The organism is Lentzea aerocolonigenes (genome assembly GCF_000955955.1).
Lineage (GTDB): Bacteria > Actinomycetota > Actinomycetes > Mycobacteriales > Pseudonocardiaceae > Lentzea > Lentzea aerocolonigenes_A.
The window spans coordinates 1-13,172 of sequence record NZ_JYJG01000426.1 but is presented as its reverse complement, the minus strand read 5'-3'; the positions used below and the strand labels follow the sequence as shown (position 1 = coordinate 13,172).

The window sequence follows — 13,172 nt, the reverse complement described above, 5'->3', positions numbered from 1 at the left end:
TGTCTCTTATACACACCCCGTCCCGAGCCGCCAGCGCCCCGATCCGGTTCCCGATGGCAGGCGGAGCGGACCCGTCGAAGTCCCACTCCTGCGACACCGCGGGCAGATCGGTCCGGTACGACCCCTGCATCGTCCCGGCCACCAGGGACCGCCCCGAAATCGCCAACGACAGCACGTGCGCCCCAGGCACCCCGACCCGCTTGAAGTGCTCGTGGTCCGAGGTCGCGTAGACCCCGCCGGACCCGTACACCCACTGCCACTCGGGCATGTCCGGGAAGCTGCCGATCTCGGTGTAGACGTCGATCGTCGACAGCGCGTCCGTCCGCTTCCAGGAGCCGCCCAGGTCGGTGCTGATGAAGTGCCCGTCCAACGTCTGCACCTGAATCCACCCGTTGGCCGTGATGCCGCCGTACAAGATCCATGACGACGTCCACGGCCCGGAAACCTCGCGCCAGGACGCGCCACCGTCCGAAGAAAGATGCACCCCGCCGCTGAACTTCCGCGCCACCACGACAGCGCCACGCGACGTGATCTTGTCCGCAGGAACGTCGGACGCGGACCACTTCCCGGACCGCAGCACGTGCACGACCCCACCAGCGGCCACCACGATGCTCGATCCCACGACCTGCACGTCCTCGGCGTCACGAGGCGATCCGGGCAGCAACGACCACCCGCGCCCGCCAACCCCGCGATAGACCCCCTCAGCCGAAGCCGCGTACGAGAAGCCACCGCCAAAGGCGACGTCCTGCACCTCGGAAGGCGTCCGCAACGCCACGCCGAAGGACAAGCCACCGTCCACCGACCGCAGCACGGTGCCGGCACCGCCCCCGCCCTCGTACCCGGCCACTAGAACGGTGTCCGGCCGCGACGGATCAGCGGCGAGCCCGTTCCCGCGCATCTCCGGGAACAACCGCCCCTGCCGCCAGCTGCGTCCCCGATCCCCGGACCGGAACACCTGCTGGCCCGCCCCTGGCAGCACGTAGGCGATGTCGCGGGCGAACGCCAGGTACCCGCCCGCGCCGTTCGGACCGATGTTGTCCCACCTGGTGGACGGCCCGGCATGGGCAACTCCGGGCAGAACCGCCAGCAGCGCGGCCAGCAGGGTGATCACGAATCTCACGAGGTGCGCCTCCGCTCAACGACCAGAAGGTCAGCGGCGGAGCTCGATCATGGCGTGTCGGCGAGGTGCTCCTCAACCCGTTCCACCTTCGCGCGCAACTGACCGGTGTAGCCGGGCCGGATGTCCGCCTTGAGCACGAGGGACACCCGCGGGGCGCTGGCCTGCACGGCTTCCGTCGCGCGCTTCACCACGTCCATCACCTCGTCCCACTCGCCCTCGATCAAGGTGAACATCGCGTTCGTCTCATTGGGCAGGCCGGACTCCCGCACGATCCGCACGGCCTCCGCGACGGCCTTGGCGACGCCTCCGGACGAGTCCGAACCGGACGGAGCAACGCTGAACGCGACAAGCACACGAGCCTCCTGATGATCCTCGGGCGTACTGACTGGTAGCTTCGGTCCCCATGACACCGCTGCCGTTCGATCCGATCGCCCGCGCGGCCGAACTGTGGGACGAGCGCGTTGGTTCGGCCACCTCGATGGCGGCCGTCACGAGCGTCATGCGTGTCCAGCAAATCATCCAGTCCGCCGTGGACGCAGCCCTCAAGCCGCACGGACTCACGTTCGCGCGCTACGAGGCGTTGGTGCTGCTCTACTTCTCGCGCAAGGGCGCGCTGCCGATGCGGGTCATGGGCGAGCGCCTGCAGCTGCACCCCACGAGCGTCACGAACATCGTGGACAGGCTGGAGAGCGACGGCCTGGTCCGCCGCACCCCGCACCCGACCGACCGCCGCACCACGCTGGTGGAGATCACCGACGCGGGCCTGCAGCGGCGCGAGAACGCCACCGCCGCGGTCGTCGACGTCAACCTCGGCCTCAAGGGCCTGACCGACCGGCAGACCGAGCAGCTCACCGATCTGCTGGCCAAGGTCCGCCGGGCGAGCGGCGACTTCGAGGACTGAAATCCGGTTGAGCCCGGCGCGATGATGATCGGGTGATGCAACGGTCGATCATCGCCCTGGTCAGCGGCCCGAACGGGTTCGCGGGTCGCACCGACCCCATCCCGGTGACGAGTTCGTGGTGGAGCGAGGCCGAATCGGTCAACCGGGCACTGGAAGAGCGGCTGGGAGTGCCGACAAGCGTGCTCAGGCTGATCTCCGCCGAGGGTGGTGGCGACGGGTCCTGGGGAGGCGTGGTCACCTACCACGTCGAGGCGCACGGCGAGCCGAACCGGCACCGCCTGCACCCGGCCGAGGAGCCGGAGGCCGACGCCCCGCGCAGGTTGCCGTGGGCCAAGCCGGGCGGTCCGGCGGAGCTGATCGCGTGGGCCGACGAGCACGTCGGACGCACCGGACCCGCTGTCCAGAAGAAGACCTGGAACCTGTCCTCGTTTCACCAGCTTCCCGTCGCCGGCGGGACCGCGTGGCTCAAGGCCGTCCCGCCGTTCTTGGCCGACGAAGCAACGGTGATCGAGATGGTCGCCGCGCACGACCCCTCCCTGGTGCCCGAGGTGATCGCCTCCGCGCCTCATCGGGTGCTGCTCGGCAACGTTCCCGGTGACGACTGCTGGACGGTCAAGCGCGAGCACATCGACCTGATCGTGCCGCGCTGGGTCGCGGTGCAACACGCGCTGGCCGGTGAGCGCCCGCCCTCGATACGGCCCTCGGCGGTGCCGATGCCGTCGTTCGGACTGCCGGAAACGTTGGTGCAGGGCGACTTCGCGCCCGACAACTGGATGACGAGCGGCGTGATCATGAACTGGTCCGAGGTCGTGTGGGGGCATCCCGCGCTCGACGTGGGCCGCTTGCTGGACTACTGCTCGTACACCCCCTTGTACGACCACGTCGCGAAGGTGTGGAGCGACGCGTGGCTGCGGCACCGGCCGGACAGCCGCCCGCTCGAGGCCCTCGACGCCGGACGCCACGCCGGGCGTCTGCAGTTCGCGGTCAAGTACCAGGAGGTGGTGGACGAGGCCGAGGACTCCCAACGGATCTACCACCGCGACTACCCGACGAGCTCGCTCACTTCCATCATGCGGCTGGTGAACACCCCATGACACAACGATCGATCATCGCCCTGGTGAGCACACCCAGCGGGTTCGCGGGCCGGACCGACCCGATCCCGGTCAAGTCGCCGTTCTGGAACCAGGTCCACGGGGTCAACGCGGCACTGGAGAAGCTGCTCGGGGTGCCGACTAGCGTGCTGCGACTGGTCTGGGTCGAGAACGGCAAGACCCCCGCGGGCGGCCTGGTCACCTATCACGTCGAGGCCCACGGCGAACCCGACCGCACGCACCTGCGTCCCGCCGAGGAGCCCAAAGCCAAACCCAACGCCATGTACCGGCAGTCGTGGGCACAGCCGGGCGGCCCGGCCGAACTGGTCGCCTGGGCCGACGCGGAGATCACCAGGACCGGGGCCGCGAGCCAGATCCGCACCTGGAACCTGTCGAGCGTGCACCGGCTCCAGACCACCGACGGCACGATGTGGCTCAAGGCGGTGCCGCCGTTCTGCAGCGACGAGGGCACGCTGATCGAGATGGTCGGCGCCCACGACCCGACGCTGGTCCCCGATCTCGTCGCCGCGGCCCCGCACCGCGTGCTGCTGCGCGACGAACCAGGTGGCTCGTGCTGGCCGCTCACGCCGGAGCACGTCGAGTCGATCGTGCCGCGCTGGGTCGCGGTGCAGCACGCGCTGGCCGGTGAGCCGCGGATCAGGCCGACTCCGGTGCCGATGCCGGACTTCGGGCTGCCGGACACGTTGGTGCACGGCGACTTCCACCCCGGCAACTGGCGGGCGACCGGCAAGATCATCGACTGGTCCGACGCCTGCTGGGGGCACCCCGCGCTGGACGTGTGCCGGCTGCTGGAAGTCGCCAAGCCCGAGCACCACGACCTGATCGGTCGCGTGTGGAGCGAGGCGTGGCTGCGGCACCGTCCGGACAGCGAGCCGTTCAAGGCGCTGGAGGTCGCCCAGCTCGCGTACCAGCTGCACAGCGCGGTGAAGCTGCAGAACTTCATCAACAACATCGAGTGGTCGGAGCGGATCTACCACCACGGTGGCGTCCAGATCGCGCTGCGGGCCGCACGGGAGCTGGCCCGATGACGCTTGAGCGCACCATCGTCGCGCTGGTCAGCACGCCCAGCGGGTTCGCGGGCCGCACGGACGTCCTCGCGGTCCCCACGCTCGACTGGAACCACGTCGAGCCCGTCAACGAGGCTCTGGAACAGCTGCTCGGCGTTCCCACGAGCGTCCTGCGGCTGATCTCCGTCGAGAACGGCGGCATGATGCAGGGCGGCCTGGTCACCTACCACGTCGAAGCGCACGGGGAACCCGACCGCACCAAACTCCACCCGGCGGAGGAACCCGAGGCGGACGCCCCGTTCCGCGCGCCCTACGCACGCATGGGCGGCCCCGCCGAGCTGCTCGCGTGGGCCGACACCGAGATCGAACGAACCGGGCCGGCCGTGCAGGTCCGCACCTGGAACCTGTCCACCGTGCACCGGCTGCCCACCGCCCGCGGCCCCGTCTGGCTGAAGGCCATCCCGGAGTTCTTCGCCGACGAGGGCGCGGTGATCAAGATGGTCGCGGCGCACGACCCGACGCTGGTCCCGGAGGTGATCGCGGCGGCGCCACACCGCGTGCTGCTCGCCGACGCACCCGGCGACAAGTGCTGGCCGATCACGCCAGAGCACGTCGAGCTGATCGTCCCGCGCTGGGTGGCCGTGCAGAACGCGCTGGCAGGCGATCCGCAGCTGCCGCCGAGCGCCGTGCCGATGCCGTCGTTCGGGCTGCCGGACACGCTCACGCACGGCGACTTCCACCCCGGCAACTGGCGCCGGAACGGCGAGATCATCGACTGGTCCGACGCCGTGTGGGGGCACCCGGCGCTCGACGCGTGCCGGGTGCTCGAGTACAGCCCGCCCGAACTGCACGACCACATCCGGAAGGTGTGGAGCGAGGCGTGGCTGACCCACCGCCCGGACAGCGAGCCGCTCGAAGCGCTCGACGTCGGCCGCCGCGCGTCACACCTGCACAACGCGGTGAAGTACCAGGAGTTCCTGGACAACATCGAGGTCTCGGAGCGGATCTATCACGAGGGCGATCCGCAGGACGAGCTCAGAGCTGCTCGGGAGCTGCTTCCCCGAGATCGTCACTGAGACGGCCCGTGCGGTTGGCCCAGCGCTCGAAGACGATCGTGCCGAACGGCGGGATGCTGGAGAACAGGCCGAGGAGCAGCGTGCGCGCGTCCCACTTCAGCGGTTCCTTCGCCATCAGCGTGACGAGCACGAAGCCGACGAAGATCACGCCGTGGATCGGACCGAAGATCTTCACGCCGATCTCGTTCTGGACCACGACGTACTTGAAGAACATCCCGAGCAGCAGGCCCGCCCACGAGATCGCCTCGGCGAGCGCGAAGATGCGGAACCGTCCAACCGCGGTGGAGAACGTCATGGCTCCCCATCATGAACCGTGACGGGGAGCACACGACTACCGGCCCTGTCCTATTCCTCCCATTTGAAGACGCGACTCGCGATGAACCCGACAACGAGCGCGAACCCGACGAGGATCGCCGACGGCACCACGAGAGCCTCGATCCCCTTGCCGCGCACCAGCACGTCGAGCATGCCGTCGTTCATGTGCCGCAACGGGAAGATCTTCGACACGGTCTGCAGCCACGCCGGTGCCTGGTCGACCGGAAAGAACGTGCCGGACAGGAACGCCATCGGCAGCACCACGATGTTCGCCGCCGCCGAGGCCGCTTCTTCCGTCTTGGCGAACGCACCCACGAGCATGCCCAAAGCGAAGAACGCGATGGTTCCCAGCAACAGCAACGGAATCGCGAGCCACCACGACCCGGACAGCTGCAACCCGAACACCGGCAGCGACGCGACGCCGACGAACACCCCGCCCTGCACCAGCGCGACACCCGCGCTGACCAGAATTCGGGACGACAGCACGGAAGTCGCGGACACGGGTGCCAGCCGGATCCGGCGCAGCACCTGCTTTCGCCGCCACGACACCAGGGTCAGCGCGGAACCGAACACCGCCGACACCGCCACACCCCACGACAGGATGCCCGGCGTCAGGTACTGGATCGGCTTGAGCGAAGCGTCCTCGACCTTCTCCGCCGCGAACGTGAACGTCGGCGGCTGACCGGTCGCGGTGAGGTTCGCCTTGTCCACGAAACCGTTGATGATCCCGAGCACGGTCGCCGACTTCACCTGGTCGCTCTGCGCGAACCGGACGTCGAGCTGCTTCCCGTGGATGATCAGCGCCGCGGGCAGGTCACCGTCCTTCACCTTCTGCACGGCGGAGTTCTCGTCGTTGTACGGCTCCAGCTCCAGCGCGCCGCTGTCCCGGAGAGCACTGACGATCGGGCCGTCGCCGACCACCGCGATCTTGGTCTTGTCCGCGCCGACGTCACGCAGGATCAGACCGAAGATCACCAGGAACATCAACGGGAACAGGAAGGTGAAGAACAACGTCACCTTGTCCCGGATGAACCCCTTGAACATCGCCAGCGAGAGCGTCTTGAACGCGGTCATGCGCGGTACTCCCGCCCGGTCAGGTTGAGGAAGACGTCTTCGAGGGTGGCCGTGCGGACCTGAAGCCCGTCCAGCGCACCGCGTTCGGCCAGCGCCGAGAGCACGGGAGCCGGGCGGCGAGTGGAGATCGTCAGCGACACCTCGTCCTCGTGCGCTTCCTCTACACCGTCCAAAGCGGACGCGTCGACGACGGACATGGCGCCCTTCTGCAGCGTCACGTGCGTCGGTGCGTCGAGACCGCGCACCAGCACCGCCGGCGGGTCGAGCGCGAGGATCTTGCCGGTGTCCATGATGGCCACGCGGTCGCAGAGGATCTCGGCCTCGTCGAGGTAGTGCGTGGTGTAGACGATGGTCTTGCCGCGCTCCTGGATCGCGCGCAGCACGTCCCAGAGGTTGCGCCGGGCCTGCGGGTCGAGCGCCGCGGTCGGTTCGTCGAGGAACACGATGTCCGGGTCGTGCACCAGCGCGCACGCGATCGACAACCGTTGCCGCTGACCGCCGGAGAGCTTGCTCTCCAGCTCGTTCGCCTTGTCCGCGAGGCCGACCAGTTCCAGCATGTCCGCCGCGGTGCCGGGGCTCACGCCGTAGAGCGAGCCGAACGTCTGCAGCTGCTCCTTGGCGGTCAGCTTGTCGAAGAACGCCGTCGCCTGCAGCTGAACACCGATGCGCGGCAACAGCTTCGTGTTGCGCGGCCACGGGATCTCGCCGAGCAGCGTGACCTCGCCGCTGTCGGGCTTGCGCAGGCCCTCGATGATCTCCAGCGTGGTGGTCTTGCCCGCGCCGTTGGGCCCCAGGATGCCGAAGAACTCGCCCTCGGCCACGGTGAACGAGACGCCGTCCACCGCTTTCAGCTCGCCGTAGCTCTTGCGGATGTCCCGCACCACGACCGCCGACCGTTCCTCTGTCATGCCCGGACGTTAGGTCAGCAGGGGATGCTCCGCGTGGCGAAACGACGAAAGTCGCCGTGAAGTCGAGACGTTCGTGACGTCTGCAAGTACCACCAACTCACCTGTTGGTAGTACTTGCAGACGCCCTAACAGCCGGACACGAGGAGCGGGCTCGCGGTGTAGATGTCGTTGAGCCTGCGCAGTGCCGAGGCGAACTGGTCGAAGCGCGCCCGCGGCACGGCCGCGCGCACCTCGCTGATCACCTGCCACAGGTAGCGGTGCTCGGAGGTCTCCATGATCGGCAGCGGCGGGTTGCTCTGGACGTCGCAGGCGAACGCGAGCGCGGCCGTGGCAGCCCGCAGGCACGCCGTCGCGAGCGTCACGCAGTCCTCGACGAGCGGCCGGTCGTCCTGGGCGCGCACGACGCCGCTGACCGCGAACCGCACGGCCTGCATGAGCGCGAGGTAGAGGCGCTGGCCGGCCTGGGTTCGTTCGTGCGGCAGGTACTCGGTGCCGGGGCCGGGTGTGACGACGGTCATGCCGACCTGGGGGCGGCGCAGCACGTGGTCGAAGAGCGCGGTCGGCGCCCAGAGCAGGGTGCGCCACGAGTCCTCGCTGATCGAGGTGCCCATGCGCGCCGCGTTTTCGAGCACGTCGAGGTAGGCGATCAGGATGCTGGACAGGAACACGCCTCCGCGGTCGCCGCCCACCCGCACGATGCCGAAACGATCGTCGTGGCTCGCGTCACCGGTGCCGTAGCCGGGTTTCCACTCGATGACGTCGCTGCTCGCGAGCACCACGCGGGCGAGCCGCTGGTGCACGGGCGGCGCCGAGAGCACCGTGTCGTCCAACCCCATCTGGACGAGCATGGACGCAGCGTGCTGCAACGACTCACGTCTTTGCGGCACGAGGTCGGGGTGCAGCAGACGGAACGGTTCCACGTCGCCCCCTCCCCTTCCGTTGGTTGTACTCACAATGAACGGCGGGAAGCGCGAAGTCATCCGGATGAACCGCAGCGTTACGTCTCAGTTGGACTGGGCCCAGGCCGCCAACTGGGCCCGAGACGAAAGGTCCAGCACCGCTTTCACGTTGTGCACGTGGGACTCCACGGTCCGGTGGGAGATCCCGAGTTTCGCGGCGACCTGAGCGTTCGTCATGCCCTGCGCCACCAGTTCGACGATCATGCGCTGCCGGTCGCTCAGCACCGCGTCCTGCACGATCTCCTCGTCCAGCGCGGTTTCCACGGCATGGCGCACGTCCATCGCGCGACCGGCGTTGAGGGCTCTGGTGAATGCCGCCTGGGACAGGGATTCCCGCGCTTCGGCCAGCGCGTCGTCCATCTTCCGCCGCCACCACGGTTCCGGCGGAACGACCCACGTCGTGCGCATCTGCCTGCAGGCGGCCAGTAACCGCACGCCGAGCTCGTGCCGTCCCGACAGCATCGCGACCAGGCCACGGCCTTCGACCGCCTCCAGCACCGCTCTCGGCAGGTGAGCCGACATGCGAGCGCTCTCCGCGAACCGCGCGCCCGCGGTGGTGAGATCGCCGCGTTCCAGCGCGATGCAGCCCGACGTGTGCACCGCGACGGCCACGACGTCCGGCCGTGCATGTGCTCTCAGCACCGGTAACGCGCCTTCCACCAGGAACGCGGCGGCCTCGACGTCACCCTGCACGAGCAGCCGCCAGCCGAGGTTTTGACTCGACACCGCAACACTCACGTCGTTGCCGTTGCGTACGCCGTGCTGGATCGACTGGCGCAGCGCCCATGCGGTGTTCGGCGCATCGCCCGCTCCGTCGTAAGCGCCCGCTAACGTCCGGTAGAGCCGGCACATGATCAGTTGCTGGCCGCCGGCCTCCGCGGTGTGGACCGCCTCGATCGCGTACTTCACGGCTTCGTCGTGGCGTTGCTCGTGGTCCGCCAACAGAGACGCGTACTCCAGCGCCAGGATCCGGTAGCGGGCGTCGGCGGCGGACTGGTGCAGCACCTGCATCAGCACCGCGCCGGCCTCGGCGAAGTAGCCGCGGTCGAAGCACACCCGCAGCAGCATCGTGGCGAGCAGCAGCCGGCGTTCGTCCTGCGGTGCCACCAGATGGGCGAACGCGTACGTCACGTTGTCGTACTCCTGGTGCTGCGCCTTCACCTGCTCCGGAGAGAGGATCGACGACGTGACACCGGGTTCGCCCTTCTCGCACAGCCACTCGATGATCCGTTCGGCCGTGACCGCGTACTCGCCCTGCTCGCCGAGGCGTTCCTCCGCGTAGAGCCGGACCGACTCGAGCATCCGGAAGCGGCCGTCGTTCTCCCGCACCACCAACGACTTCGCCTGCAACGCGCTGAGCAGGCCGATCACCGGACCGCCCTGGACGACCTGGGCGATGTCCAGGCCGAACCCGCCGGGCAGCAGCGCGAGCCTGCGGAAGAGTTCCTTCTCGTGCTTGGTCAGCAGGTCGTGACTCCACGCGATGGCCGCTCGCAGACTCTGGTGCCGCGTCTGCTCGTCGGCGTCGCTGAGCAGGTCGAGCCGCTGGTCGAGGTGGTTCGCGAGCTCGTTGAGCGGCACGGACTTGGAGAGCTTCGCGGCGAGTTCGACCGCGAGCGGCACGCCGTCGAGCCGTGCGCAGATGGCCGCGATCGCTTCCTGATCACCTCGGCTGCCCGCGCGTTCGGCGAAGAGCCGGACCGCGTCCTCGTCCAGGCCGTGCACCGGGTAGACGGCCTCACCGACGGCTCGCATCGCCTCTCGGCTGGTGGCGAGGATCTGCACTCCTGGACAGCGCGACAGGAGCCCGTCCACGACGTCGCAGCACTCCTCGACGAGGTGCTCGCAGTTGTCGACGAGCAGCAGGATCCTGCGGTTCTGCAGCTCCTGGAGCAGTGTCGTGCGCAGTGCGACACCCGCGTGCTGGTACACCCCAACGGCTTCCGCGAACGCCTGCACCACCTGGTCCGGCCGGCTCAGCTTCCCCAGCTCGACCGTGCGGACCTCGGTCCTGCGCGCTCTTCTGGCCAGCTCGACCGCGAGTCGCGTCTTCCCGACCCCGGCAGACCCGACGAGCGTGAGCATCCTGTGCTTGCGCAGCAACGAAAGCAGCTCCGCCAGCTCGGCTTCCCGTCCGACGAACGCGTCGTCGTAACCGGGCAACTCGGCGACCACAGTGGACGTACCCGCGGACCGCTGACGATAGGCACGCTGACGGCACGCGTTCGAGCAGTACCGCGCCCGCGACGGCAGGGGCGCGAATTCCGTGCCACAGCTCGCGCAGGTGCCCATCCCACGAGCCTACGACCGTTTTCGCGTCTCAATTGGAAAGTGTGTGAAGGTCGACCTCGAGCGTGGTTCCGCTCAGCAGCTCCGCGAGCTCGATCCGATCTCGTGTCCGGTTGAGCCAGCCGCTCCGAATCCGCTCCACCACCTGCGTCTTCGTGAGGTCCGCGGCCTCTGCCTTGATCACGATGTCCTTGCCGTTCTCCAGGTGGACCACGGCTTTGCGGAATTTGGGCGCGTGTGGCACGAACTCACCAGTTCCGGGCACCGCGGGGTACATCCCGAGCGCGCTGAACACGTACCAGGCGGACATCGTGCCGAGGTCATCGTTGCCCGTTACGCCGGCGGGCCCGTTCACGAACAGCGTCTGCGCGGCCCTGACGACGACCGACGTCTTCTCGGGCTTGCTGATCAGCGCGTACATCCACGGCGCGTGCAGGTCCGGCTCGTTGTTCGGGTTGTACCTGAACTGGTTGTAGTAGTCGTAGGGCCCGACGACCCACTTCTCCCGCACCGTCCGGGCGGGATCGACGAGCAGATCCTGGTACGCGAAGAAGTCGTCCAGCCTGGCCTCGGCCGCCGCCTTGCCGCCCAGCGCGGTGATGAGTCCTGGTACGTCGTGCTGGACGAGCCACTGGTACTGCCAGGCCGTGCCCTCGTGGAAGCCCTCGGGACCCTGTGGGGTGTACGGGCTGAGCCACGCCCCGTTGCCCAGCTTCGGCCGCGGGAAGCCGGTGAAGCCGCGGTCGGTGACGCTGGTGTCCCACAGCGTCCTGTGGTTCTGACCGCGCTTCTTGAGACGCTCGGCGTCCTCCTTGTGCCCGAGCGCTTCGGCCATGATCGCCAGCGTGGCATCCGCCAGCGCGTACTCGAGGGTCGCGGACGCGCCGTGGTGCGGGTCGGTGTCCTGCCCCTTCTTGGGGAAGTTCTTGTCGTACTGGACGAAGCCGTTCTTCAGGTAGCTCGGGTTGCCGGACCGGCCCTGGAAGCGTGAGGCTTGCGGCGGGACGCCGTCCACGTTCTGCAGAAGCGCTTGGTAGGCCTGCTCTTCCAGGCCCTTGAGGTGCCCGAAGCGCCACAGGTCGACCAGGAACGGCGTGACCGGGTCGCCGGTCATGCAGTTGGTCTCCTGGTTGGCGTAGGCCCAGCGCGGCAGCCAGCCACCCTGCTCGTGGATCTTGAGGACGCTCTGCGCGATGTCTTTCGCGCGTTGGGTTCTGATGAGGGCCAGGAGCTGGTTGTGGGCACGGTAGGTGTCCCAGAGCGAGTAGAACTCGTAGTAGGTCCAGCCCTCGGCCTGGTGGATCTGGTTGTCGAAGCCGCGGTACCTGCCGTCGTGGTCGCTGCCGGTCAGAGGCTGCAGCAGCACGTGGTACAGCGCGGTGTAGAAGACCGCCCGTTCATCCCAGTCGTCGGTTTCGATCTCGATGCAGCCGAGTTCCTCGCGCCAGGCTTGTTGCGCTTCGTTGCGGATGTCGTCGAACGACTTGCCCCGGGTTTCTTCGTTCAGGTTGTTCGTCGCGCCTTGTTCGTCCACTTGGGACAGAGCGGTGTACGCCGTTACAGGCCCTGGATCGAAAGTGACCCACGCACCCCTGAGGCCTGCTCCGCCCGCTGATTCGCGTTGGCCTGGCTTGGCTCCGGTCGGCGACCAGGTGCCGAAGGTTCGGAAGGGCCGGTCGAAGGTCGTGGTGAAGTAGGTGAGGTACGGACGGCCGCCGCAGAACGCCTGGGTTTCCACGGTTCCGGTGATGGTGCGGTCGTTGAGGACTTTCACGCTGCTGGCGCTGACCGGCTCGTGGTCGTTGGCCTGTCCCGTGTTGATCAGGAGAGTGCCGTTGGTGCCGCTGGGCCAGGTGTAGCGCTCGACGCCGGCCCTGGTGGTGGCGGTGCACTCGACGGTGATGCCGCGGTCGAGCCTGACCTTGTAGTAGCCGGGCTTGCCGATCTCGCCGTCGTGGGTGTAGCCGGTGGCGTAGCGCTTGTGGTCGAAGCTGGTTGGTAGCGAGCCTGCCGTCGGCAGGATCGGGACCAGGCCGCCCTGTTCCCAGCACCCCGCGCCGGACAGGAAGAAGTGGCCGAAGCCCCGGATCATCGGGTCGTCGTACCGGTAGCCCGCGTAGTGGGAGCCCATGGGGCTGGAGTGCGCCTTGCCGAAGGGCATGGACGCGCCGGGGAACGTGTTGCCCTCGTCCTTTGTGCCGATGAACGTGTTTACCGACTCAATGGGATCCAGATCGTCCACGCGGTCCAGCGTAGTTGGATCTCGGTCGGTTTTCTGGGGGTGAGGTGTGGTCCGGTTGGGTGGTCCGTGGGGGCCGCTGCCGCGGCGTGCGGTGGTCGGCGTGGGTTGGCTGGTCACGTTCCAGCGGAGGGGTCGCCTTCTGCGCTCATGTCACCTTGCGTAGGTGGTT

12 protein-coding genes are annotated in these 13,172 nt (G+C 68.3%); 4 read left to right on the top strand and 8 right to left on the bottom strand.

Translation table 11 applies throughout. The features are described 5' to 3' along the window. A partial coding sequence (locus UK23_RS41880; protein WP_045317374.1) for a hypothetical protein occupies positions 1-1,120 on the bottom strand: 1,120 nt, incomplete at its 3' end. A gap of 47 nt (positions 1,121-1,167) precedes the next feature. Further along, positions 1,168-1,473 (bottom strand): MTH1187 family thiamine-binding protein, encoded by a 306-nt coding sequence (locus UK23_RS41875; protein WP_045317373.1) that lies wholly within the window; start codon positions 1,471-1,473, stop codon positions 1,168-1,170. Between the two features lie 50 nt (positions 1,474-1,523). On the opposite strand from UK23_RS41875, the gene UK23_RS41870 reads away from it, so the two are divergent. The 4 genes from UK23_RS41870 to UK23_RS41855 are packed head-to-tail and all read left to right on the top strand — an operon-like array spanning position 1,524 to position 5,216. Then, the gene (locus tag UK23_RS41870; protein ID WP_045317372.1) at positions 1,524-2,021 is read left to right on the top strand and encodes a MarR family winged helix-turn-helix transcriptional regulator; all 498 of its coding nucleotides are present in this window, start codon (positions 1,524-1,526) and stop codon (positions 2,019-2,021) included. Positions 2,022-2,056: 35 nt separating this feature from the next. Then, entirely contained in the window at positions 2,057-3,115 is a 1,059-nt protein-coding gene (locus tag UK23_RS41865; RefSeq protein WP_156213769.1) for a hypothetical protein, read from the top strand. A gap of 23 nt (positions 3,116-3,138) precedes the next feature. Next, positions 3,139-4,161 (top strand): phosphotransferase, encoded by a 1,023-nt coding sequence (locus tag UK23_RS41860; RefSeq protein WP_231114918.1) that lies wholly within the window; start codon positions 3,139-3,141, stop codon positions 4,159-4,161. Next, a complete protein-coding gene (locus tag UK23_RS41855; RefSeq protein ID WP_052685511.1) occupies positions 4,158-5,216 on the top strand; it encodes a phosphotransferase in 1,059 nt (352 codons plus the stop codon). Before UK23_RS41860 ends, UK23_RS41855 begins: the two co-directional genes overlap by 4 nt. On the opposite strand, the gene UK23_RS41850 is transcribed toward UK23_RS41855, so the two are convergent. From UK23_RS41850 to UK23_RS41825, 6 genes are all read right to left on the bottom strand, one after another. After that, a complete protein-coding gene (locus UK23_RS41850) occupies positions 5,176-5,511 on the bottom strand; it encodes a DUF3817 domain-containing protein (RefSeq protein WP_045317369.1) in 336 nt (111 codons plus the stop codon). The two genes, UK23_RS41855 and UK23_RS41850, sit on opposite strands and share 41 nt — an antisense overlap. Positions 5,512-5,561: 50 nt before the next feature. Then, on the bottom strand, positions 5,562-6,605 hold the full coding sequence (locus UK23_RS41845; RefSeq protein ID WP_045317368.1) for an ABC transporter permease: 1,044 nt from the start codon (positions 6,603-6,605) through the stop codon (positions 5,562-5,564). Beyond that, entirely contained in the window at positions 6,602-7,513 is a 912-nt protein-coding gene (locus UK23_RS41840) for an ABC transporter ATP-binding protein (RefSeq protein WP_045317367.1), read from the bottom strand. The genes UK23_RS41845 and UK23_RS41840 overlap by 4 nt, the downstream gene beginning before the upstream one ends. Before the next feature lie 125 nt (positions 7,514-7,638). Further along, the gene (locus UK23_RS41835; protein WP_045317366.1) at positions 7,639-8,433 is read right to left on the bottom strand and encodes a hypothetical protein; all 795 of its coding nucleotides are present in this window, start codon (positions 8,431-8,433) and stop codon (positions 7,639-7,641) included. Between the two features lie 84 nt (positions 8,434-8,517). Continuing rightward, a complete protein-coding gene (locus tag UK23_RS41830; protein ID WP_082115418.1) occupies positions 8,518-10,764 on the bottom strand; it encodes a helix-turn-helix transcriptional regulator in 2,247 nt (748 codons plus the stop codon). Positions 10,765-10,792: 28 nt separating this feature from the next. After that, positions 10,793-13,003, bottom strand: coding sequence for a GH92 family glycosyl hydrolase (locus UK23_RS41825; RefSeq protein WP_231114917.1), 2,211 nt, complete (start codon positions 13,001-13,003; stop codon positions 10,793-10,795). Between the last annotated feature and the right edge of the window lie 169 nt (positions 13,004-13,172).

Coding starts and splice junctions, on each gene's coding strand:
- UK23_RS41830 (WP_082115418.1), bottom strand. CDS start 10,764: ATGGGCACCTGCGCGAGCTGTGGCACGGAATTCGCGCCCCTGCCGTCG.
- UK23_RS41855 (WP_052685511.1), top strand. CDS start 4,158: ATGACGCTTGAGCGCACCATCGTCGCGCTGGTCAGCACGCCCAGCGGG.
- UK23_RS41850 (WP_045317369.1), bottom strand. CDS start 5,511: ATGACGTTCTCCACCGCGGTTGGACGGTTCCGCATCTTCGCGCTCGCC.
- UK23_RS41870 (WP_045317372.1), top strand. CDS start 1,524: ATGACACCGCTGCCGTTCGATCCGATCGCCCGCGCGGCCGAACTGTGG.
- UK23_RS41840 (WP_045317367.1), bottom strand. CDS start 7,513: ATGACAGAGGAACGGTCGGCGGTCGTGGTGCGGGACATCCGCAAGAGC.
- UK23_RS41865 (WP_156213769.1), top strand. CDS start 2,057: ATGCAACGGTCGATCATCGCCCTGGTCAGCGGCCCGAACGGGTTCGCG.
- UK23_RS41845 (WP_045317368.1), bottom strand. CDS start 6,605: ATGACCGCGTTCAAGACGCTCTCGCTGGCGATGTTCAAGGGGTTCATC.